Annotated in this window: 22 protein-coding genes; 10 read left to right on the forward strand and 12 right to left on the reverse strand. The window is 61.8% G+C overall.

The genetic code is table 11. The features are described 5' to 3' along the window. A partial coding sequence (locus tag ACUTQY_RS06610) for a glycoside hydrolase family 32 protein (RefSeq protein WP_445583317.1) occupies window positions 1-1,139 on the forward strand: 1,139 nt, incomplete at its 5' end. Window positions 1,140-1,180: 41 nt separating this feature from the next. Here the strand turns inward: ACUTQY_RS06610 and ACUTQY_RS06615 are convergent. From ACUTQY_RS06615 to ACUTQY_RS06625, 3 genes are all read right to left on the reverse strand, one after another. Further along, entirely contained in the window at window positions 1,181-2,182 is a 1,002-nt protein-coding gene (locus tag ACUTQY_RS06615) for a LacI family DNA-binding transcriptional regulator (protein WP_445583318.1), read from the reverse strand. A 69-nt stretch (window positions 2,183-2,251) separates the two neighbouring features. Beyond that, window positions 2,252-2,815 carry a HutD/Ves family protein gene (locus ACUTQY_RS06620; protein WP_033652099.1) on the reverse strand — a complete coding sequence of 188 codons (564 nt, stop codon included), beginning with the start codon at window positions 2,813-2,815 and terminating at the stop codon, window positions 2,252-2,254. Beyond that, window positions 2,815-4,185 carry a formimidoylglutamate deiminase gene (locus tag ACUTQY_RS06625; RefSeq protein ID WP_046686930.1) on the reverse strand — a complete coding sequence of 457 codons (1,371 nt, stop codon included), beginning with the start codon at window positions 4,183-4,185 and terminating at the stop codon, window positions 2,815-2,817. The genes ACUTQY_RS06620 and ACUTQY_RS06625 overlap by 1 nt, the downstream gene beginning before the upstream one ends. A 180-nt stretch (window positions 4,186-4,365) precedes the next feature. On the opposite strand from ACUTQY_RS06625, the gene hutC reads away from it, so the two are divergent. The 4 genes from hutC (at window position 4,366) to ACUTQY_RS06645 (ending at window position 9,083) form a co-directional block, all read left to right on the forward strand. Beyond that, the gene (hutC, locus tag ACUTQY_RS06630) at window positions 4,366-5,121 is read left to right on the forward strand and encodes a histidine utilization repressor (protein WP_033652097.1); all 756 of its coding nucleotides are present in this window, start codon (window positions 4,366-4,368) and stop codon (window positions 5,119-5,121) included. A 157-nt stretch (window positions 5,122-5,278) separates the two neighbouring features. Beyond that, window positions 5,279-6,502, forward strand: a complete 1,224-nt coding sequence (gene hutI, locus ACUTQY_RS06635) for an imidazolonepropionase (protein ID WP_046686929.1) — start codon at window positions 5,279-5,281, stop codon at window positions 6,500-6,502. Then, the gene (gene hutG / locus ACUTQY_RS06640; RefSeq protein ID WP_046686928.1) at window positions 6,499-7,302 is read left to right on the forward strand and encodes an N-formylglutamate deformylase; all 804 of its coding nucleotides are present in this window, start codon (window positions 6,499-6,501) and stop codon (window positions 7,300-7,302) included. Before hutI ends, hutG begins: the two co-directional genes overlap by 4 nt. A 245-nt stretch (window positions 7,303-7,547) precedes the next feature. Then, the gene (locus ACUTQY_RS06645) at window positions 7,548-9,083 is read left to right on the forward strand and encodes a serine hydrolase domain-containing protein (RefSeq protein ID WP_046686927.1); all 1,536 of its coding nucleotides are present in this window, start codon (window positions 7,548-7,550) and stop codon (window positions 9,081-9,083) included. Window positions 9,084-9,086: 3 nt separating this feature from the next. On the opposite strand, the gene ACUTQY_RS06650 is transcribed toward ACUTQY_RS06645, so the two are convergent. Continuing rightward, entirely contained in the window at window positions 9,087-9,617 is a 531-nt protein-coding gene (locus ACUTQY_RS06650) for a chorismate mutase (protein ID WP_033652093.1), read from the reverse strand. Window positions 9,618-9,732: 115 nt separating this feature from the next. Continuing rightward, a complete protein-coding gene (locus tag ACUTQY_RS06655; RefSeq protein WP_046686926.1) occupies window positions 9,733-10,221 on the reverse strand; it encodes an anti-virulence regulator CigR family protein in 489 nt (162 codons plus the stop codon). A 442-nt stretch (window positions 10,222-10,663) separates the two neighbouring features. Between ACUTQY_RS06655 and ACUTQY_RS06660 the strand changes: the two genes are divergently transcribed. Continuing rightward, a complete protein-coding gene (locus tag ACUTQY_RS06660; protein WP_033642811.1) occupies window positions 10,664-10,843 on the forward strand; it encodes a hypothetical protein in 180 nt (59 codons plus the stop codon). A 54-nt stretch (window positions 10,844-10,897) separates the two neighbouring features. Here ACUTQY_RS06660 and ACUTQY_RS06665 read toward each other — a convergent pair whose 3' ends face one another. The 5 genes from ACUTQY_RS06665 to ACUTQY_RS06685 all read right to left on the reverse strand — a co-directional run bounded on the left by ACUTQY_RS06665 (window position 10,898) and on the right by ACUTQY_RS06685 (window position 16,570). After that, window positions 10,898-11,779: a nucleoside-specific channel-forming protein Tsx gene (locus tag ACUTQY_RS06665; protein WP_046686925.1), complete on the reverse strand. Its 882-nt coding sequence runs from the start codon at window positions 11,777-11,779 to the stop codon at window positions 10,898-10,900. A 362-nt stretch (window positions 11,780-12,141) separates the two neighbouring features. Then, on the reverse strand, window positions 12,142-12,414 hold the full coding sequence (locus ACUTQY_RS06670) for a hypothetical protein (protein WP_033642807.1): 273 nt from the start codon (window positions 12,412-12,414) through the stop codon (window positions 12,142-12,144). Between the two features lie 73 nt (window positions 12,415-12,487). Continuing rightward, window positions 12,488-13,381, reverse strand: coding sequence for an aromatic amino acid DMT transporter YddG (gene yddG / locus ACUTQY_RS06675; RefSeq protein WP_342188344.1), 894 nt, complete (start codon window positions 13,379-13,381; stop codon window positions 12,488-12,490). A 91-nt stretch (window positions 13,382-13,472) separates the two neighbouring features. After that, window positions 13,473-14,843, reverse strand: a complete 1,371-nt coding sequence (locus ACUTQY_RS06680; protein WP_033642803.1) for an APC family permease — start codon at window positions 14,841-14,843, stop codon at window positions 13,473-13,475. A gap of 308 nt (window positions 14,844-15,151) precedes the next feature. Continuing rightward, window positions 15,152-16,570 (reverse strand): glutamine synthetase family protein, encoded by a 1,419-nt coding sequence (locus ACUTQY_RS06685; protein ID WP_015377637.1) that lies wholly within the window; start codon window positions 16,568-16,570, stop codon window positions 15,152-15,154. Window positions 16,571-16,789: 219 nt separating this feature from the next. On the opposite strand from ACUTQY_RS06685, the gene puuD reads away from it, so the two are divergent. The 4 genes from puuD to ACUTQY_RS06705 are packed head-to-tail and all read left to right on the forward strand — an operon-like array spanning window position 16,790 to window position 20,909. Next, window positions 16,790-17,551 (forward strand): gamma-glutamyl-gamma-aminobutyrate hydrolase, encoded by a 762-nt coding sequence (gene puuD / locus ACUTQY_RS06690; protein ID WP_025302552.1) that lies wholly within the window; start codon window positions 16,790-16,792, stop codon window positions 17,549-17,551. Further along, window positions 17,548-18,105 carry an HTH-type transcriptional regulator PuuR gene (gene puuR, locus ACUTQY_RS06695; RefSeq protein WP_033642801.1) on the forward strand — a complete coding sequence of 186 codons (558 nt, stop codon included), beginning with the start codon at window positions 17,548-17,550 and terminating at the stop codon, window positions 18,103-18,105. The genes puuD and puuR overlap by 4 nt, the downstream gene beginning before the upstream one ends. Window positions 18,106-18,120: 15 nt before the next feature. After that, a complete protein-coding gene (gene puuC, locus ACUTQY_RS06700; protein WP_046686924.1) occupies window positions 18,121-19,617 on the forward strand; it encodes an aldehyde dehydrogenase PuuC in 1,497 nt (498 codons plus the stop codon). Between the two features lie 11 nt (window positions 19,618-19,628). Continuing rightward, on the forward strand, window positions 19,629-20,909 hold the full coding sequence (locus tag ACUTQY_RS06705) for an NAD(P)/FAD-dependent oxidoreductase (RefSeq protein WP_046686923.1): 1,281 nt from the start codon (window positions 19,629-19,631) through the stop codon (window positions 20,907-20,909). A 43-nt stretch (window positions 20,910-20,952) separates the two neighbouring features. Here the strand turns inward: ACUTQY_RS06705 and ACUTQY_RS06710 are convergent, their stop codons facing one another. Both ACUTQY_RS06710 and ACUTQY_RS06715 read right to left on the reverse strand, forming a co-directional pair. Further along, the gene (locus ACUTQY_RS06710; RefSeq protein WP_016928044.1) at window positions 20,953-21,708 is read right to left on the reverse strand and encodes an SDR family NAD(P)-dependent oxidoreductase; all 756 of its coding nucleotides are present in this window, start codon (window positions 21,706-21,708) and stop codon (window positions 20,953-20,955) included. A 314-nt stretch (window positions 21,709-22,022) separates the two neighbouring features. Then, window positions 22,023-22,451 carry a universal stress protein gene (locus tag ACUTQY_RS06715; protein ID WP_033642798.1) on the reverse strand — a complete coding sequence of 143 codons (429 nt, stop codon included), beginning with the start codon at window positions 22,449-22,451 and terminating at the stop codon, window positions 22,023-22,025. Window positions 22,452-22,508: the final 57 nt, after the last annotated feature.

Raw genomic sequence — 22,508 nt, forward strand, 5'->3', positions numbered from 1 at the left:
TGGATGACAACGGCGTGCTGACGCTGCTTTACACCGGCCACGTGTGGTTGGGCGAACCCGGTGACGACAGCCTGGTGCGGGAAGTGCAATGTCTGGCCACCAGCGAGGACGGCATACGCTTCGTCAAGCACGGACCGGTACTGGCCCCGCCGGACGGCATTCAGCATTTTCGCGATCCGAAAGTCTGGCGCGAAAACGGCGAATGGTGGCTGGTGGTCGGCGCCAAAGAAAACGGCCTGGGCCAGGTGCGCCTGTACCGCTCTGCCGACCTGCGCGCCTGGCGCTTCGATCGGGTGCTGGCCGGCGCGCAAACGGCGCATCAGGGCTATATGTGGGAATGCCCGGATTTCTTCCCGCTGGGGGAGCAACACCTGCTGCTGTTTTCGCCGCAGGGGCTGGCGGCGCAGGGCTACCGCTACCGCAATCGCTTCCAGAGCGGCTATCTGCTCGGCCATTGGCGGCCGGACGGCGACTTTACGGTAACGCAGCCCTTCTGCGAGCTGGATGCCGGCCACGATTTCTATGCGCCGCAGACCTTCACCGCCGCCGACGGCCGTCGGCTGCTGTTTGCCTGGATGGATATGTGGGAATCACCGATGCCCAGCAAAGCGCACCGCTGGGCCGGCGCCCTCACCCTGCCACGCGAGCTGACGCTGGCCGCCGACGGCAGCGTCCGCATGAATCCGGCGCGTGAACTGGCGGCGTTGCGCCGAGGATCGCAGACGTTGTCGGCGCAGACGCTGACCAATCAGCATCTGCCGCTGACGAACGATATGCAGGAGCTCATCCTGACGTTGAGACCGGCCGCCAGCGACGCCGAGCGGTACGGTCTGGCCATTGGGAGTGCGGCGCGGCTGTTCGTCGACAATCAGTCACACCGATTGGTGCTGGAGCGTTTTAATGAACACCCGGCGCTGTGCACCTGCCGCAGTGTGCCGCTGCCGGAGGGTGACATTCTGTCGCTGCGGATCTTTATCGATCGCTCCTCACTGGAGATCTTCGTTAATCAGGGGCAGGCCTGCCTGACCAGCCGCATCTATCCGACGGCGGGCGATCGCCGCCTCAGCCTGTTCGCCGAAGGCGGCCAGGCGCTGTTCGAGCCCATCACGGGATGGCAGTTGGCAAGCATCTGGGGGTAATGGGAATGAGCACCGGGCGCGCAGCGACGCCCCCGGTGCGTTTACAGCGAACCACGTTCCAGCAGCGGGCAAGGCACTTTCACCGTATCACGCTGTTCCCGCCGCTCAATCACATGCAGCGCCGCAAGACGACCCAGTTCATAATGCGGCAGCTGCACCGTCGTCAATGCCGGCAGGAACAGCTCGCCGGTGCCGACCATATTGTCGTAGCCCAGCACCGCCACCTGCTGCGGTATCCGCCATCCTTGCGCCAGCAATACCTGATACGCCAGAAACGCTATCCGATCGTTCCCACACACCACGACATCGCAATCGCGCCGGCCGGCGGAAAAATGCCGCTCCAGCAACGCTACGCAGTCGCGATAGCTTTGATCGCCGGCGCTCAGATCGAGATGATACTGCCGCAGCTGTTCAACATCGCGCCCCGCTTCGGGCCAGGCGCGTTCCAGACCGCGGCGGCGCAGCCCCGCCGCCAGCGTATCCGCCGGTAAATGAATGCACAAAGGCGCGCGATAGCCTTTGGCGATCAGCGTGCGCGTCGCGTCATACTGCCCTTGCTCATCATCAGGAATGTAGCTGGCGATCGAATGCGCCGGGCTGACGCAGTTGGCCAACACCAGCTTTTTGTCCAGCAGTTTGGCCGGCAGCGTCACCTCACGCAGTCCCATCGTGGTGAAGATCACCCCATCCGGCCGATGCGCCAGCAGCAGATCGACGGTCTGTTCGGCGTTGTCGTCGGCGAACAGGTTGACGACGAAGCTGTTCCAGCCGCGCTCGCGCGCGGTTTTCTCAATCGACAGGATCATTTCCACCGAGAACGGCGTCGTGGCGGTGTCCAGCGCCAGCACGCCGAGCGTCTGCACGCGATTTCCGTCACCGCGAATACGCCGCGCCGACAGATCCGGCACATAGTCCAACCGATCGATAGCTTGTTTGACGCGGCGGTAGGTTTCCGGCCGCAGCTTGCCGGGATCATTGATGGCGCGGGACACCGTCATCAACGAGACTCCGGCAAGTTTTGCGACGTCTTTCAGCGAAGCCATGCGCCCTTCTTTATGATTAATGGGAAAAAGTGAATAATCCCATAACCGAGCGCAGGACTCTACTCTGCGTTAACGGGGTGTGATGTCCGCCCACAGGATAGCGCTGCCGGCCCTTAACGGCGCCACGTCGCCCCCCGCCGCCGATGCCGTCCACCAGACGCCCTCGCGCGCGCTCAGTTCGCCGCCCCCCGGCAGCGACCAGAGCCCGCTCAGCACATACAGCACCCCCGCCCGCCCCGGCGGCAAGGTTAGCGGCTCGGCGCTGCGTTGCACCTGCGCCGCTAGCCGGCCGCGGCGCGTCATGATGTTGAAATCCTGACTGGCGCCGCCCAGCAGCGTCGCTTCCAGCGCCACGTCGCCGGAAAAGGCGAACGGCTCCCCGATACGCGCCAACTGATGGTCGATATGCCCGGCGCTGAACAGCCGCACGCCGTCGCCTTCCAGCAGCGTGATCGAACGGTCAATGCCCGCAAAGGCGGAAAACGGCCCGTCCTGCGCGATGGTGGCGATGCTGGCGCGCCAGTCGAAATCCGGCTCGCCCGGCGGCCAACTGACGATTTCACGGGTTTCCCCGCCGCCGTTGCGCCACGGGCTGACCGGCAGCCCAGCGAAATTAAAACGGGTCAGGCTCATCACGCCTCCTGCTGAAAGGTTTTCAGCACCTGCAGGAACTCGGCGCTGCTCTGCTGCTGCAGCGCGTGCCGCCCCTGCTCGATCACCTGTCGGCCGCCGACGAACACGTCGCGAATTTGCTCTTTGCCGCCGGCGAACAGCCAGCGGTTGAGGATCGAGGCATCCGGCGCCGCCGCCAAATACGGATCGTCGCCGTCCAGCACCAGCCAGTCGGCGCGATAGCCGCTCTGCAAGCGGCCGATCGGCGCGCCACACGCCTGCGCGCCGCCTTGCAGCGCCTGGTGATACAGCACATCGCCCACCGCCGATTGCTGCGGTGTCGTCAGGCGATTGCGGCGCTGATCGCGCAGCCGCTGCCCATATTCAAACCAGCGCAGCTCTTCCACCACGTTGAGCGAAACGTGGCTGTCGGAGCCGATGCCCCAACGCCCCTGCTGCTGCAGATAGGCGTCGCCGGGGAAAATGCCGTCGCCGAGGTTGGCTTCGGTGGTCGGGCACAGGCCGGCCACCGCGCGACTGCGCGCCAGCGCTTCCAGCTCATCGCGATCCAGATGGGTGGCGTGCACCAGGCACCAGCGCTGATCCACCGGCAGATGGTCATACAGCCAGGCCACCGGTCGCTGCCCGCTCCACGCCAGGCAGTCGTTCACCTCTTTTTGCTGCTCGGCGATATGAATATGCACCGGCAAGGTGCGATCCGACGCGGCCAAAATCTGTTGCATCTGGCCAAGTTCCACCGCGCGCAGCGAATGGAAACACAGACCGTGATTCTGCAACGGGCGATCCGCCAGTTGGCGAGCAATCACCTGCTGCTGTTGCAGATAGCTTTCGGCATCCTGGATAAACCGTTTCTGCCCCGGCTGCGCCGGCTGGGCGCCGAAACCGGCGTAGCTGTACAGTACCGGCAGCATCGTCATGCCGATGCCGGCCTGATGCGCGGCCGCGCTGAGGCGGCCGGTCATTTCACCGCGATCGGCGTAAGGCTTGCCGTCGGCGTCGTGATGCAGGTAGTGGAATTCGGCCACCTGGGTATATCCGCCCTTGAGCATTTCGATATACAGTTGACGGGCGACCACCTCCACCTGCTCCGGCGTCAGGCGCTGCACCAGCCGATACATCAGATCGCGCCAGGTCCAGAAGCTGTCCTGCGGGTTGCCCGCCACTTCCGCCAACCCGGCCATCGCGCGCTGAAAGGCGTGGGAGTGCAGGTTCGGCATGCCCGGCACCGCATCGCCGTGCAGCCGGGTGCAGCCTTGCGGTTCAGCGTTGGCGGTAACTTGAGTCAGATAACCTTGCGCATCGACGTCCAGCCGGACGTTATGCGCCCAGCCCTCAGGGAGCAAAGCGCGTGGGGCAAAATAAGCAGGCATGGCAGTATTCCACGGTTAATGTAACGGCGAATAAGGCGCGGCGATGGCGCGTCTTCAGGAATTTTTGGCGGTCGCCGGCAAGTTTCTGGCGCGACGGCCACTAGTTGTATATACATATACATACGCCGACATCAACAGTAAACTGGTGTTATTATTTTTTTATTTGACGAGGTTAACGTCGTGGCTGAACAACAGACCGTGTTACAACTGGCGGCTGCAATGAGCGATGCCCCCGCCCCGATCTACCAACGGGTCAAACAGGCGATCGTGAATCAAATCCGTGCGGGGCACTGGCAACCGCACCAGCGCGTGCCCTCCGAAAGTGAACTGGTGGCGGAACTGGGCGTCAGCCGCATGACCATCAACCGCGCGCTGCGCGAGCTGACCAGCGAAGGTTTTCTGATCCGCATGCAAGGCGTCGGCACCTTCGTCGCCGAAGCCAAGGCGCACACCGCGCTGCTGGAAGTGCACAACATCGCCGATGAGATAGCCGCGCGCGGTCATCGCCACAGCAGCAAAATCCTCGAGCTGAAGGCCCGCCCGGCCAGCGAGGAAGAGGCGGCGGCGCTCGGCATTCAGCCCGGCCAACGGCTGTTCTATTCGCAGATCGTGCATTACGAAAACGACGTGCCGGTGCAGGTGGAAGACCGCTGCGTCAATCCGCTGGTGGCGCCGGATTACCTGAAGCAGGATTTCGACCGCGTCACGCCCTACACCTATCTGACGCAGGCCGCGCCGCTGACCGCCGGCGAACACATCGTCGAAGCGGTGATCCCGACCCGGCGCGAACGCGAGCTGCTGCAGCTGGAGGACCACGAACCCGGCCTGCTGATCCACCGCCGCACCTGGTCCGGCAAAACCGTGGTGACCTCGGCCCGGCTGCTGTACCCCGGCAGCCGTTACCAGCTGTTCGGCCGCTTCACCAGCGAAGTCTGATCCCCGGCGGGCGCGCCCTGCGCCCGCATCTCCGCGGTCGATCACATCCTGATAACAAAATCTCTCCCGCCCCTTGTGACATCCCGGTGAATGCGTTAGGTTGTTTTTAATTGTATATACAACCATGTGGGAGCTGCGGCTCCGGCGGAGGAAAGCAATGACGTCTGAGATTCACTGTGACAGCCTGTGGCGCGGCGCCGATATCGTCACCATGCGCGACGGCAAATATCACACCCTGACCGACGGCGCGATCGCCGTACGCGACGGCAAGATTGTCTGGATTGGCGAACATGCGGCGCTGCCGCCCGGCCTGATGGCGGACGAAACGGTGAAATTCGACGGCGGCATCATCACCCCCGGCTTTGTTGATTGCCACACGCACCTGGTGTTCGGCGGCAACCGCAGCGGCGAGTTCGAACAGCGACTGAACGGCGTAAGCTACGCCGACATCGCCGCACAGGGCGGCGGTATCATTTCCACCGTGAAAGCCACCCGCGAGGCCGACGAAGCGCTGCTGCTGGAACAGGCGCTGTTCCGTCTGCGGCCGCTGCTGGCGGAAGGCGTCACCTGCGTGGAGATCAAATCCGGTTACGGCCTCAGCCTGGAAAGCGAACTGAAGATGCTGCGGGTGGCGCGCAAGTTGGGCGAACTGCTGCCGGTCGAGGTGAAAACCACCTGTCTGGCAGCCCATGCGCTGCCGCCGGAATACGCCAACCGCGCCGACGACTACATCAATCTGGTCTGCGATACCATTATCCCGCAGGCCGCCGCCGCCGGCCTGGCGGATGCGGTTGACGCCTTCTGCGAACATCTGGCGTTCTCACCGGCGCAGGTGGAGCGAGTCTTCGCCGCCGCCGAAGCGGCCGGTTTACCGGTCAAGCTGCACGCCGAGCAGCTCTCCGCCCTCGGCGGTAGCACGCTGGCGGCGCGCCATCACGCGCTCTCCGCCGACCATCTCGAATACGCCACCGAGCAAGACGCCCGCGCCATGGGCGACGCCGGCACCGTGGCGGTGCTGCTGCCGGGCGCCTATTACCTGCTGCGTGAAACCCAATGTCCGCCGGTAGAGCTGTTCCGCAAGCACCACGTGGCGATGGCGATCGCCAGCGACGCCAACCCCGGCACCTCGCCGGCGCTGTCGCTGCGTCTGATGATCAACATGGCCTGCACGCTGTTCCGCCTGACGCCGGAAGAAGCGCTGGCGGGCGTCACCACCCACGCCGCCAAAGCGCTGGGACTGCAACACAGCCACGGCACGCTGGAAACCGGCAAGGTGGCGGACTTCGTTCACTGGCCGCTGTCGCGGCCGGCGGAACTGGCTTATTGGTTGGGCGGCCAGCTGCCCTGTACGGTGATTTTCCGAGGAGAAGTACGTCAATGACCATTCGCGATCCTTTTAGCTTCCAAGGCGGCAGCCTGCCGCTGCTGATCAGCATCCCACACGCCGGCACACAGCTGACGCCGGCGGTCGAGGCCGGGCTGACCGACGATGCCCGCCCGCTGCCCGATACCGACTGGCACATTCCGCAGCTGTACGACTTCGCCCGGGCGATGGGTGCCAGCGTGCTGGTCGGCAACTATTCGCGCTTCGTCATCGATCTGAACCGCCCGGCGGACGACAAACCGCTGTACACCACCGCCACCACCGGCCTGTATCCCGACGTGCTGTTCGACGGCCGCCCAAGCTTCCTGCCGGGCAAAGCGCCGACGGACGCAGAACGCGCCGGTTATCTGCAGCAGATTTGGCAGCCTTATCATCAGCAGCTGCAGGACGAACTGGCACGCCTCAAAGCGCGGCACGGCTATGCGCTGCTGTTCGACGCACACTCCATCGCCTCGGTGATCCCGCGGCTGTTCGACGGCCAGCTGCCGGATCTCAACCTCGGCACCAACGGCGGCGAAAGCTGCGCCCAGGCGCTGAGCGATCGGCTGGTCGCCTGCTGCGAGCAGCAACAGCAGTATACCCACGTGCTGAACGGCCGCTTCAAGGGCGGTTACATCACCCGCGCCTACGGGCAGCCGCAGCAGCAACAGCATGCGATCCAGCTCGAACTGGCGCAGGTGAACTACATGTCCGAACAGTATCCTTACGCGTTCGAACCGCAGCGCGCCGCCTCACTGCAGCGCCTGCTCAAGCAGATGATTGAAGGCCTGTTGGACGGCGCCGCCAGGCTGAACTGATCCCCCTTTACAGGCGCCGCCGGGCGCCTGTTTCTCCCCCTGCCTTTAACCGCAACGTTAGCCGCAATCTGCGCGCTATATCAAAGTTTCGCGTGATTCCCCACTGACTGGTCTAAACAGCGCACAAAACAGCGGCCGACGAAAAACGCACTGCGCCACAATCAGCCGAAAAGCCCGCGCTCATCGTCAGCGCCGGGCGGCGTGTGGCCGAGCTGGCCCGTTTCGAATATCTCTCTGGAGGCCCTATGTCTGTAACACCGTTAAACTGGCGCGCTGCCGGCGCCGTCGCCGAACAACTGCTGGCCGGCTGGCAACGGCGTGGCGAACCCGGCGGCGCCATCACCCTGTTTGACGCCGAACAACTCCGCGCCACCGCCTGCGCCGGCCTGGCCGATCTGGCGCAGAACACCCCCTTCACCGCCGACAGCGTGGTGCGCTACGCCTCAGTGACCAAGCATATCTTCGCCGCGCTGGCGCTGAACGCCACCGATCGCGCCGCTCGGCTGGAACAACGCCTGGGTGAACTGCTCCCCGCCCTGCAGCCTGCGCTGGCGGACGTCACCGTCGGCCAGGCGCTGGACATGACCGGCGGCCTGCCTGACGTGCGCGAGACGCTCGGCCTGCTCGGCATCTCGCTGCATGCCGTCAGCGAGGCGCAGCCGGTGATGCAGTTTGTCGAGGGGCTGGAAAGGTTGAACTATGAGGCCGGCAGCGAGATCGCCTACAGCAATACCGGCTATCGGCTGCTGGAGGCCGCGCTGCGCAGCAAAGGGTATGATTTCGACCAGTTGGTGCAACGGCATATCGCCCAGCCGCTGCAGGTGCAGATGCGGGCGCCGGAAAGCTGGTTCGACGTGGTGCCGGGGTTGGTGCCGGGTTACTGGCGGGCGCCGCAGGGCTGGCAACACGCCAGCGCCGGCCTGCACCTTTCCGCCTCCGGCTGCCTGACCGGCAGCGTCAACGCCCTCACCCGCTGGCTGCAAACGCTGTTGGCGGACCAAGGCCCCGGTCAGGGCGTGCTGGCGCAACTCAGCGCGCCGCGCCGCCTCAATCAGGGCCAACTCAGCGCCTATGGCCTGGGGCTGGCGCGCACGCCGCTGGGCCGCCGCAGCCTGCTGGGCCACGGCGGCTCCCACGCCGGTTACAAAACCTATTTCCTGCTGGCGCCCGACCGTCAGGCCGGCGTCGCGCTGGTGGCCAACCGCGAAGATTGCGACAGTTTCGGCATGGCTTTGCAGGTGATGGCAGCGCTGCTGGGCGAACCTTTGCCGCAGCGCAGCGCGGCGATCCCCGACGGTCTCTACGCCACGCTGGCGGAGCCGCACTGGCTGGAGGTCAAAGACGGCAACCTGGCCTATCTGGGCAGCGATGAACCGCTGTATCAGGGCGAAGACGGCTACGCGGTGTCGCTGTCCGCCCATATGCCAATCAAATTGAAGTGGACCGGCGAAGCGGTCGAGGGCGAGGTCGGGCATGTGGCGCGCCGTTTCCTGCCGGTCACGGCCAACGGTGACTGCCTGAAGCATGTGCAGGGGTTGTGGTATCACCCGCACTATCGCACCGCCTTTGAAATTCGCGGCAATCGGGTGCATATTGGCGTCGGCCCAGCGGCGCAGACCGGCACGCTCAGCCCGCTCGGCCAGGGCCGCATGCTGGTGGAGTGCCAGGACGGCCCATGGTTGAAACGCTTTTGCCTCTATTTCCGCGGTTACAACGTGGATCTCATCGCCAACCGCAGCCGGATGCTGACCTTCCGCCGCAGCACCGTCGGCCGCGACTGACGATCAGCGCGCGCTGTCGGCTTTGACCGCCAGCAGCGCATCCGCCAGCCGCCGCTTGTCGGCGGCGCTGAGATTCACCTGTTCCACGGACGCCATAAACGCCGCCCGATCCGCCGCGTCGAGCGGGCCGGCGCGCAGCCGCGCCGCCAGCCGTTGCAGTATCCGGCTGCTCAATTGCCCGATCTGCACCCGCACCTGCGCCAGCGGGCGCGGCTGCCAATCGCTTTCCGGGCTCGCCAACCAGTCGGCGCGATAGCGGTACTGAATCGCCTTGGCGGCGTCCATCTGCGCGGTGATAAAAGGCCGTACCGACGCCGGCTCCAGCCCCAAACGCCCCGCTTCCGCCTGCGCGTTGGCCAACACCTTCGCCTCCTGCGCCAGATCTTCGATCGGCAAATGCTGCTGCGCCTTGTAACCGGCCACGTCTTTCATCAACGACAGCCGTTGGTTCACCAGCTCGCCGATAGCGGCGCCACCGTCCGCCAACGCCGGAAAACTGGTCAGGCAACACGCTATCAATAACGCCCTGAACATGGCGCCTCCCTTATGATGCAGTGAAAAGGTCAGGCGCCAAGTTCACCACGTCAGCACCGCGCCGGCAAATAAAAAAGGCCCCGCCGCAGCGAGGCCCGATGAGACCCAACCGGCGTTAGTCGAACACGCCGTTGATGACGGAAGCCACAATCGCAGTGCTGAGCGCGACCAGCACCAGATCGTCGCCGGCGATGCGCCATTCATAACCCGGATACTGCGGCAGTTCACGCAGCATCGAAGACGGCACCATTTTTTTGGCGATGCCCGGCGGCAGCGGTTTGCCGCGCGCCAGATTCTTGGCGATGCCCGGCGGCAACGAGCGGTAGCCGGTCAGCCCGTAGGTGTGCGCCAGCGAACGGGCGCGGTCGCGCGAGAGGCTGACGGAAACCAGATTATCGTCGTTTCTATAGTCTCTATAGTCGCCTTTATCTTTGTTGCCGTGATTGCCGTTGTTGCCGTGGTTACCGTTATTGCCGTGATTGCCGCTGTTGCCATGCCTGTTGCCGTTACCATTGCCGCCTTTGTCGGCCATGGCCGGGGCGGATGACAACCCCAGCGATGCAATCAGTGCCAACACCGTGAGAGTCGTACGACGTTTGTTCATGTTGTGTATTCCTGCGTGGGGGACTCTGTTTACTATAGTTGTCCTTTTCCGGGCAAAGTATAAGGAAAACTCCGAGATGACAGTGCGGTTTTACGGCATTCGCGCCACTCTCTTGTTTTAACGCAAAACGCCTCGAGAATTCCGAAATCTACCCCCGATTTTTCTTGAAGAAAAATAAGCCTTCCGCTAGCGTGGGACGGTAACAAAAAAGAGTTAGCGTGCTCTTTTTCGTCGCACCTCAAATCTTATTCTTATCATCCAGAATGATAATATCGAACACTTCCCGCCTTTCCGTGCGGGATTCTTTTTCCCACCGGCGTCGCCCCTATTTGGTGCTTTATGTTGAGATTTCGTTGCCGATAATTTACATTCGCTGTCTGAGAAACCTTAACCTCCCGCGGTGGCCAGGCTGGCAACGGGTGGGCGTTCAGGAGCAAAAGACGTGCAAATGACCCTCATGGAATACATCACTCGGCACTTTAACGGCGATCTTCATCGTTACGCGCAGTCGGAAGGCGTCAGCCGTGAACAAATCATTAGTTGGATAAATAATGAATGTCACGTGATCAAAGGCAGGCTGTTTATGCCGGTGAGGCATCTCCCGGTAGAACAAGCCCAGTGATGACGAAAAAAAACCCCGCCAGGCGGGGTTTTCTGTTTCTGATAACGCGGAAAATCAGAAGTTATAGCCGACCACGAGGTAGTAACCCCAACCGGTAGACTTGATCGGGCCCTGCGGCGTGCCGATCTCCGCGCCATCCTGCCACTGACCGCCGTTATGGAAATAACGCGCCACGAAAGAATAGTGCCAGTGATCGTAGTTCAGCGCCAAAATATGGCTGGAGGCGATAGAGTTGCTGGTGCGCACCTGTTTGCCGGTGCCGTCAACCCAATGGCTGTCCTTGCCCAGATCGGAACCGAAATCGAAGTTGGTGAAGCCGATGTAGCTCAGATTGCCGCCCCACACCTGGGTCAGCGGCACAAAGTATTTCACCTTGAAGCGGTAACCGTCCCAGCTGTTCTCGTTGGCGGCCTGGTAGTTTTCCCACTGGTATTTGGCATAGATGTTCATCGACAGGCTCATCGGCAGGCCGGTGTCGATATCGGTACCCAGGCCCATGTACCAGGTGTTCTGACGGCCGTCGGCGTTATGGCCCAGGTCATAGATGTAGTTGTTGGCGAAGTACCACTCTTTGAACGGACCGAAGCTCAGATCGGTGCCGGTCAGCTTGTCGATGGAGAAGCGCGGTTCAATCTCCATAAACAGCGGGGAGCCTTTGTCCCAGATGCCGCGGTCCGGGGTATTGCCCACGCCGAAGAACTTCGGCACGTCAACGTAGCCGTAGAAATCGAACCAGTCTTTCTTGGCGAAGGCTTCGTATTCGAGATACACGTCGTTATTCAGTTGCGGCCCGAAACGGGTGTGGTAGCTGCCCACCACGTTAACGCTCTGGTGCCACCAGTCGGAGACATATTGACTGTCTTTGCTATCAGCCATTGATGATGCACTGTAAGACGCTGCGAGCAGTACACCTGCTGCGAGAGCTATTTTTTTCATTTTATTACCACATGCTTAAAGGGCCATTTCCTGCCCGTTTAGAAAAGATGACAATGAGTCTGCCGACACCTGGCGTTGTCTTCACACAGAAACTCGGATGACGCGCGCATTATAGAAACCACTGACTGTAAGAATCTGTGATCCAGTTACGCATTTCGCGAATAGGTAATCGATTGCGTTCACATTTGTCAAATTATGTTTCATGCAAATTCACATTCGCTGTGATTTTTGTCATGTGTCGCGTTTTTTAGCGCAGTTTTTAAGCCAAATGACATCAGGGCGTCATCACGAGGTGGAAAAGAAAAAGCCGACGCGCAAGCGTCGGCCTTCATCAGCATCAGGAGAAAGTGCGGAACGTGAAATCAGCTTACCGCCGGCACCGCTTTGGCGATGTTTTCCTGGCGGAACGCCACCTCTTCACCGTTTTTGACCTCCCAGCTGGCGACCGGAATATCGGTTTTGGGCGCCGCCGCGACGACCGAACCGTAAATCAGCTTGTCATCGCGGCGCAAAATATAAACATCGAGCTGATATTCATGCCGCAAATTCGCCGTGGTCAGGCGCACGGTATCGCCGCGCTCATAATGATGCACGTCGATTTCAGGCTGCTGAATAAATTGAATGTCACTTCTCATTGTCGTCGTTCCTTCAGGCAACATGGCTAGTTAAATTCTAGTTCAACATTGCGGCGATGGCGGATAATTTCCGTTAATTTCCGCGAGTTGCCCGCCAACAGATCAGCGAACCCAGGGTAACCATCGCCACGCCCTGCCAGAAATTGACGGTCAGCGAGGTGTGCAGCACCAGCACGGCGAACACCGCCGACAGCACCGGGGTAAAATAGGAGACGGTCGCCAGCAGCGTCATGTTGCCGTGCAGAATGCCGACGTTCCAGGCGGCATACCCCGCCCCCATCGCCACCCCGGCGCACAGCAGCGTCACGGTCACGCCGACGCTGAACTGCATGCCGCTTTCCGCGCTGAAGGCGTACTTCAGCCACAGCGCCAGCGCGGTCAGCACGATAAACAGCACCACACCGTTGCTGCCCTGGGCGATCTTCTTGGTCAGGTTGCAATACAGCGCCCAGATCACCGCGCCGCTGAACGCCAGCGTATAGCTGAGCGGATTGCTGCGCACGTTGGCCAGCATCTGCGCCGGTGACCAGCCGCCCTCGCCGCTCATGATCCAGCCGATGCCGAACAGCGACAGCAACAGCCCCGGCAGCAGCCACCATTTCGCCTTTTGGCCGTTGAGCGCCAGCGCCATCAGCACGGTGAAACAGGGCCACAGGTAGTTGATCATGCCCACTTCTATCGCCTGCAGGCGGGTATTGGCGTAGCCGAGCGACAGCGACAGGCAGATCTCGTAGCTGACGAACAGCAGGCTGCCGACGATCAGGTAAGGCCGCGGAAAGCTGCGCCATTTCGGCACGCCAAGCGCCACCAGCAAAAACACCGCGCTGACGCTGTAGATCATCGCCGCGCCGCCGACAGGCCCCAGCCCTTCGCTGACGCTTCTGATCAGGCCAACGACGCTGCTCCACAGCACGATGGCCAACAAACCGAACAGCGTGGCACGGGTACGCGAGGGCAAAGCGGGCATAAGGCAGGTCCAATAGGTTATTTTTTATCAGGTTTTTCACTCTACTGCCGCACGCGCCAAAAAGAAAGGCGGGAAACTCCCGCCTGTGAATTTATTGCTGCGGTTGCCGCTCCAGCTGCGGCGGCGGTTGGCGAAAACGCCGGGTCAGCCAGGCCAAGTAGCCGAAGCCCAGCGTCGCCCAGATCAATCCCATGGTCAGCGAGCTCTTCTCCAGATTCAGCCACAGCACGCCCACCGTCAGCGCCCCCACCAACGGCAGGAACAGGAAGTTGAAACGATCCTTCCAGCTTTTGTTGCGCCCTTCGCGAATAAAGAAGTGGCTGATCACCGACAGGTTAACGAAGGTAAAGGCCACAAGCGCGCCAAAGTTGATCAGCGCCGTGGCGGTCACCAGATCGAACGACAGCGCCGACAACGCCACCAGCCCGACCATCAGTACGTTCAGCGCCGGCGTACGCCATTTGGGGTGGATATAGCCGAAGAATTTCTCCGGGAACACGTTGTCACGCCCCATCACGTACAGCAGGCGCGACACGCTGGCGTGCGACGCCAGGCCGGAGGCCAGCGTGTTGATAAAGGTCACGCACAGGAAGATCGATTGGAACAGCTTGCCGCCGACGTACAGCGCAATCTCCGGCAGTGCGGCGTCGGGCTGATGAAAGCGTTGAATGGACGGGAAAAACAGCTGAATGAAGAACGACACGCTGATAAAGATCACCCCGCCGTACAGCGCGGTCAGGAAGATGGCGCGCGGGATCACCTTGGCGGCGTCGGGCGTCTCTTCACACAGCGTGGTGACTGCGTCAAAGCCGAGGAACGAGAAGCACAGGATAGTCGCGCCGGTAATGATCGGCAGCAGGTGCGCATTCTCGCTGAGGAACGGCCGCAGGCTCCACACCGTACCCATCCCCTCGCCGTTGTGCAGGCCGCGTACCACCAGGTAGATAAATACCAGAATGATCGCCACCTGCGCCAGTACGAACAGGGTATTGAAGTTGGCCACCAGATTGACGCTTTTCAGGTTGATGGCGGTGATCAGAATCACGAAGCCCACCACCCACACCCAGGGCGGCACCTCCGGGAACAGCGCGGTCAGGTAGATCTTGGCCAGCAGCGTGTTGATCATCGGCAAGAACAGATAGTCCAGCAGCGACGACCATCCCACCAGGAAACCGACGTGCGGGTTGATCGCCTTCTGCGCATAGGTATAGGCAGAGCCGGCGGTGGGAAACTGGCGCACCAGTTTGCCGTAGCTGATGGCGGTGAACAGCACGCCGGCCAGCGCCAGCAGGTAGGAGGTCGGCACATGGCCGTCGGTGAGGCCGGAGACGATGCCGAAGGTGTCAAACACCGTCATCGGTGTCAGATAGGCCAGGCCCATCATCACCACTTGCCACAGCTTGAGGGATTTGCGCAGCTGCGGTTTGCCCGCCTGGCCGCCGTCGATGGCTTTAGTCGTCATGGCATTTCCCCTTTTGGTCCTCTGCTGTCAACCGTGCAACGTCATTCAGAGAGGCCGCGGGGAAACTGCTGCTCAGGCGGCGGGAAAAACGGGTTGGGATCGCTGTCGGGCGGCCGGCGACCGGCCCGTCGGCACTGCGGCACAGGCAAACGTCTGCGCAGGGAGATGACTGAGTCATGGTTATTTCCTCGTCGGCGTCCTGTACGCCGTGATAGAAGAAATTCTGTACCGCAGCGCGCAGCCTCGCCGGCCACAGGAGAGCCGATGAAATGCGCCGGACGCGCGCGGTAGTCGCAGGGTGAGCGGGATCAGGCGTTTTTCAACATCCACTCGATCTCGGTTTCGGTGATCAGGCGCTCAAACTGCACCAGCTCATCGGTTTTGCAGGCCAGATAGACGTGGCTGAAGCGTTCGCCCAACAATGCATTGAGCACCGGCTGATGTTCGAACTCGTACAGGGCGTCGCTCTGGCGGATCGGGAACGGCAGCCCGTCCTGCTCCAGCCCGTTGCCGGTCACCGGCTCAGGCAGCGGCAATGCGGTTTCCAGGCCGTAGACGATGCCGGCCAGAATGGTCGCCATCACCAGATACGGGTTGGCGTCGGCGCCCGCCACGCGATACTCCACCCGGTGGTTATCGCGATCGCCGCAGGGAATGCGCAGCGCCACGGTGCGGTTGTTATGCCCCCAAGAGGCCTGGGTCGGCACATACATGCCGGGCTGGAAGCGGCGGTAGGCGTTGACGTTCGGCGCCAGCAGCGCCATCGAGGACGGCATCAGGGCGATCATGCCCGCCAGCGCCTGTTTCAGCAGCGCCGAATCTTCGCCGTCGTCATCGGCGAACACGTTGTCGCCTTGCGCATTCAGCATGCTGATGTGCACGTGCATGCCGCTGCCGGCGTGCTCCTCATACGGCTTGGCCATAAAGGTCGCCTGCATATTGTGGTTCTCGGCCACCATGCGCACCAAGCGCTTCAGCGCCAGCGCATGGTCGCAGGCCTGCAGCACATCATCGGTATGGTGCAGGTTGACCTCGAACTGCCCCGGCGACGCCTCCGCCACCGCGCCGTCCGCCGGAATGCCCTGCAAGCGCGCCAGTTCGTCGATCTCGCTCAGCACGTCGGCGAAATGATTCAGGTTATCGACGGAGTACACCTGGCTTTGGGTGTTGCGCTCCTGGGTCCCCGGTGCGCACGGCGGCTGCAGATACCCCTCCGCATCGCGTTGACGATCGATGAGATAGAACTCCAACTCTACCGCTACCACGGGGGAGAGCCCGCGCTGGCGCAAACGCTGCCACACTCGGTTCAGCACATTGCGCGGTTCAACGTCAAAGGGAGTGCCATCTTCATCCAACATGGTGAGCAGCACCTGCGCGATATATTGCGGATCCGCCGCCGACGGCGTCAGCGTGCCCGGTACCGGCACGCACACGTGATCCGGCTCGCCCAGCTCCTGCCCCAACCCGGCTTCTTCCACCACGTTGCCGAGAATATCCATCGCAAATACCGACGCCGGGAAGTAACAGCCTTTTTCCAGCTTATTCAGACCGCCGACCGGGATGCGTTTGCCGCGGAAGCTGCCGTTCAGATCGGTCAACAGGACGTCGACATGTTGGGTTAACGGATAACGTTCCAGGTACTTCTTCACTTCGCGCTGGAACGCGCTACTTCGTCTCTCTTCACTGTGCTGAACAAAGTTTTCCACTTCTACGATGTTGGTCTGCATGGTTCACCCGCCGTTTGTGTTTTGCTGTCGTCGATGTTTATTGACCGTCTTGTTCAATATAATGCCCACAAATGAAACGTAGATGAAACAAATTTGTTTTGCAAGTGTTACTTTTGGTTTGAATATTGCCCAATCGACTGCTAGATTTATAGAATATTGAACGAAATCGGCGGTGGAGAAGCTTATCGTTCATAATTTCGAACGTACCAAGGGGATAGCATGGACAATATATTTAACAGACCAGTCATTGGCGTCGTCATGTGCAGGTATAGGTTAAACGGGCACCTCACACAGACCTTGCAAGAAAAGTACCTGAATGCCGTTATCACCGCCGGCGGCTTGCCGATCGCCCTGCCGCACGCGCTGGCGGAGCCGGAAATGCTGGCAGAACTGCTGCCGCGCCTCGACGGCATTTTGCTGCCGGGCAGCCCCAGTAATGTGCAGCCGCACCTTTATGGTGAAAACGGCGATGAGCCTGACGCCGATCCTGGCCGAGACGCGTTGAGCCTGGCGCTGATCCGCCAGGCATTCGACAGGCGCATTCCCCTTTTCGCCATTTGCCGCGGCATGCAGGAGATGGTGGTCGCCACCCAAGGCACCCTGCATCGCCGCCTGTACGAACTGCCCGAGCTGCTGGAGCATCGTGAAGATCACGACCTGCCGCTGGAACAGCAATACGCCCCCGCCCACGAAGTCATCGTTCAGGAAGGGGGGCTGCTTTCGCAACTGATACCGGATTGCAACAGATTCTGGGTGAACTCGCTGCACGGCCAGGGCGCCAAAACCCTGGGCGCGAGCGTTCGCATCGAGGCGCACGCCGCCGACGGGCTGGTGGAGGCGATCAGCGTACGCGATCAGCCTTTCGCGCTCGGCGTGCAGTGGCACCCGGAGTGGAACAGCGACGAGTACGCCCTGTCGCGCCTGTTGTTTGATGGTTTCATTACCGCCTGTCGGAACTATCAAAAGGAAAAACGCCCATGAGCGACGTCAGCTTGGCACCGGGAAAACGTCTGTCGCAGATCCGTCAACAATTGGGGTTGTCGCAGCGCCGGGTCGCCGAACTGTCTGGGTTAACCCACAGCGCCATCAGTACTATCGAGCAAGACAAGGTCAGCCCGGCCATCAGCACGCTGCAAAAGCTGCTGACGGTATACGGTCTGTCGCTGTCGGCGTTTTTCGCCGAACCGGAAAAACCGGCTGAGCCGCAGATCGTGATAGACAGCGACGACCTGATCGAGATCGGCAGCCAGGGCGTATCGATGAAGCTGATCCATAACGGCGATCCGAATCGCACGCTGGCAATGATGATCGAGACCTACGAACCGGGCACCACCACCGGCGAGCGCATCAAACACCAAGGGGAAGAGATCGGCACGCTGCTGGAAGGCGAAGTGGTGCTGCAGGTCAACGGCCAGAGCTATCACCTGCAGGCCGGGCAGAGCTACGCCATCAATACCGGCATTCCCCACAGTTTCAGCAACACGTCGGCGCGCATTTGCCGGATTATCAGCGCCCATACGCCGACGACATTCTGATCAACGGAGCCAGGCATGAACTTTCACCATTTGCAGTATTGGCAACAACGGGCGCAGGCCCTGAAGATTGAGCACCAGCTGTTTATCGACGGCCGCTACCAGCCGGCCGCCGCGGGGAAACGTTTCGCCGTCGAAGATCCCGCCGGTCGCCGTGAGCTGGCGCAGGTCGCGCGCGGCGAAGCCGCCGACATCGATCGGGCGGTCAGCGCGGCGCGCGCCACCTTTGAACGCGGCGACTGGGCCCAGGCCGCGCCGGCGCAGCGCAAAGCCACGCTGCTGCGCTTCGCCGAGCTGATGGAACAGCATCACGAAGAGCTGGCGCTGCTGGAAACGCTGGACACCGGCAAACCGATTCGTCACAGCCTGCGCGACGACGTGCCGGGCGCTATCCGCTGCATCCGCTGGTACGCCGAAGCGATCGATAAGGTGTACGGCGAAATCGCCCCCACCGGTCGCGAGGCGCTGGCGCTGATCGAACGCGAGCCGATCGGCGTGGTCGGCGCCATCGTGCCCTGGAACTTTCCGTTGCTGCTGGCCTGCTGGAAGCTCGGCCCGGCGCTGGCCGCCGGCAACAGCGTGGTGCTCAAACCCTCCGAAAAGTCGCCGCTGAGCGCCATCCTGCTCGGCAAACTGGCGCAACAGGCCGGGCTGCCGGACGGCGTGCTGAACGTGGTGCCCGGCTACGGCCACGACGCCGGCAAGGCGCTGGCGCTGCACCGCGACGTCGACGCCCTCACCTTTACCGGCTCTACGCTGGTGGCGAAACAGCTGATGATTTACGCCGGCGAATCGAACATGAAGCGCGTCTGGCTGGAGGCCGGCGGCAAAAGCGCCAACATCGTCTTCGCCGACTGCCCGGATCTGGATCAGGCCGCCCGCAGCGCCGCCGCCGGCATCTTCTACAATCAGGGGCAGGTGTGCATCGCCGGCACTCGCCTGCTGGTCGAAGCGAGCATAGAGCAAGCGTTCCTGCAGGCGCTGCGCAAACACGCGGCGGCTTTCGTGCCCGGCGATCCGCTCGATCCCGACACGGTGATGGGAACGCTGATCGACAGCGGCCACTGCGAGAAAGTGGCCGGCTATATCGATCGGGGGCTGAGCCAGGGCGCCGCGCTGTTCCTCGACGGGCGCGACCATCCGCAGGGCGACCACGCCGGTTATCTGGGGCCGACCATCCTCACCCAGGTGGACAATGCCATGAGCGTGGCGCGCGATGAAATCTTCGGCCCGGTGCTGGCGGTGACGGCGTTCGACGACGAGCAACAGGCGCTGCAGCTGGCCAACGACAGCGACTACGGCCTCGGTGCCGCGGTCTGGACCCGCGATCTGGCGCGCGCGCACCGCATGGCGCGCCAACTGAAGGCCGGTACGGTGTTCGTCAACAACTACAACGACGGCGATATGACCGTGCCGTTCGGCGGTTACAAGCAAAGCGGCAACGGCCGCGACAAATCGCTGCATGCGCTGGACAAATTCACCGAATTGAAAACCACCTGGATCTCGCTGGAATAAGGGCTTACATCATGACTGAACACGTAAAAAGCTATTATGCGGCCACGGCCAACGCGCATCAGCCCTATCCGCAACTGAATGAATCGATCGAATGCGACGTCTGCGTGATCGGCGGCGGCTATACCGGCCTCTCCTCCGCGCTGTTCCTGGTGGAAGCCGGTTACAACGTGGTGGTGTTGGAAGCGGCGCGCATCGGTTTCGGCGCCAGCGGCCGCAACGGCGGCCAGTTGGTCAACTCTTACAGCCGCGACATCGATGTGATTGAAGAGCGTTACGGCGCGGAAAGCGCCCGCCTGCTCGGCAGCATGATGTTCGAAGGCGCGGAGATCATTCGCAGCCGCATCAGCCGCTACGCCATCGACTGCGACTACCGCCCCGGCGGCATCTTCGCCGCCCTGAACAACAAGCAGTTCCATGCACTGATCGAGCAAAAACGCAACTGGGAGCGCTACGGCAATACCCAGCTTGAGCTGCTCGACGCGGACCGGGTGCGCCAGGAGATCGCCAGCGATCGTTACGTCGGCGCGCTGCTCGATCACAGCGGCGGCCACATCCATCCGCTCAATCTGGCGCTGGGCGAGGCCGAGGCGATTCGCCTGCAGGGCGGGCGCATCTTCGAGCAATCGGCGGTGACGAACATTCGCCACGGCGAACCGGCGCTCATCAGCACCGCCAATGGCCAGGTGAAGGCGCGCTTCGTCATCGTCGCCGGCAACGCCTATCTGGGCGATAAGCTGGAGCCGCGGCTGGCCAAGCGCAGCATGCCGTGCGGTACCCAGGTGGTGACCACCGAACCGCTGGCGCCGGAGATAGCGCAGGCGCTGATCCCGCAGAATTACTGCGTGGAGGACTGCAACTACCTGCTGGATTACTACCGCATCACCGCCGATCATCGTCTGCTGTACGGCGGCGGCGTGGTGTACGGCGCGCGCGATCCGGACGACATCGATAACCTGATCCGGCCGAAGCTGCTGAAGACCTTCCCGCAGTTGAAAGGGGTGCGTATCGACTATCGCTGGACCGGCAACTTCCTGCTGACGCTGTCGCGCATGCCGCAGTTCGGCCGGCTGGAGAATAACGTGTACTACATGCAGGGATACAGCGGCCACGGCGTGACCTGTACCCATCTGGCGGGCAAGCTGATCGCCGAGCTGATGCGCGGCGACGCCGAACGCTTCGACGCCTTCGCCAAGCTGCCGCACCTGCCGTTCTTCGGCGGACGCAATCTGCAGATCCCGTTCACCGCCATCGGCGCGGCCTACTACACGCTGCGCGATCGCATCGGCGTCTAAAACAACAGGCCCGGTCATGATGGCCGGGCCTGCGCATTAACGCTTAGACGATCTTCGGTTGGCCGTCCGAGGCGGTCGCCCCGCCATCGACCGGAATGTTGGCGCCATTGATAAAGCTGGCGTCGTCGCTGGCCAGAAACGCCATCACCGCCGCCACTTCTTCCGGCTCCGCCGCACGCCCCAGCGCGATGCGCTCATTGAACTTGTCGCGGATCTCCTGCGGCCAGCCGTTGGTCATGTTGGTTTTGACCAGGCTCGGGCAGACCGAGTTGATGCGCACGCCGTCACCGCCGTGATCCAGCGCCATGGCGCGCGTCAGGTTAACCACCGCGCCTTTCGCCGCGCAGTAATAGGCCGCGCCCCAGTCACCGCCCAGGCCGGACACCGATGCGGTATTGACGATGCAGCCTTTGGTTTTCAGCAAGTGCGGCAAGGCGAATTTGGAACAGAACACCACGCCGTCGATATCGACCCCGGCGATGCGACGCCAGTCGTCGATGCTGGTTTCCAGCACGCTGCCCGCCACGTGTACGCCGGCGTTGTTCAGCAGGACGTCGATGCGGCCCAGTTTTTCCGCCACCTCGTTCATCATTTTTTCAACCGCCACGTGATCGGAAACGTCGATATGCACCGCCATCGCGCGGCCCTTCGGCAGCGAAGCGGCGACCTTGTCTACCGCTTCCTTGGCCCAGTCGGCCAGCACCACAATGGCGCCCTCGGCGGAGAAGCGCCGCGCCGCCGCTTCCCCCATGCCATTGCCCGCACCGGTGATAACCACGACTTTATTGTCAAAACGCATGAGACCTCCTCCATGTAAACGCATTTATATAAGTCATACAAATCTCATTGCCCCGAGGATAAGACGCAGGCTCCCTGAGAGCCAGTCAAAACGTGCGGTTTATTAACCAAAAGGAGGTATGCGAGTCATTTCAATGCGCTGGGTTAATCTTTATCGGATTTTGGCCAACATATTGATGGAGATAATAAAATTGCGGCCAGTCACTATTTTCCTGGCGGATTGTCAGCAAGCGGGATTATTGCGGATAGACGGTTATGGCCGCTCAGAGATAAGCGATGCGAATGAAAAAAGCAGCCGCCCGCCGGCGGCCGCGACTATTTTTTCTCGATGGGGATCACCAGCAGATCGACGTTCAACTCATTGATCGCCTGACGCGCCGAAGAAACCAGCCGGCTCCAGACATCGTGGTGATGGCCGAAGATCACCAGATCGAACCCTTTTTCCTTCGCCACCCGATTCAGCTCTTCCGTCAATGCGCCACGGCTGACGATCACCTCTTCCACCGGATAGGAAGACTGCCCTTTGATCGCATTGAGCATATTCTTCACCCGCTCCGAAAACGTGCGATCGGTGTAGTTGTAATCTCCCACGCCCAGATCGACATAATAACCGGCGCGGTGAATATCGATATAAATCAGTGAAAGTTTGGCCTGGAGCGCGGCGGCCAGCCTGGCGCCCTTGCCCAACAGGAACTCGGCGTCTTCGCTGAGATCCGTGGCGACAACGATATGCTGATAAGCCATGACGGCGGCCCTCCGCGTCAAACCCATGAACAGGATGGCGTTCCTTGCCGCATGTTT

The organism is Serratia sp. TSA_130.1, assembly GCF_052691795.1.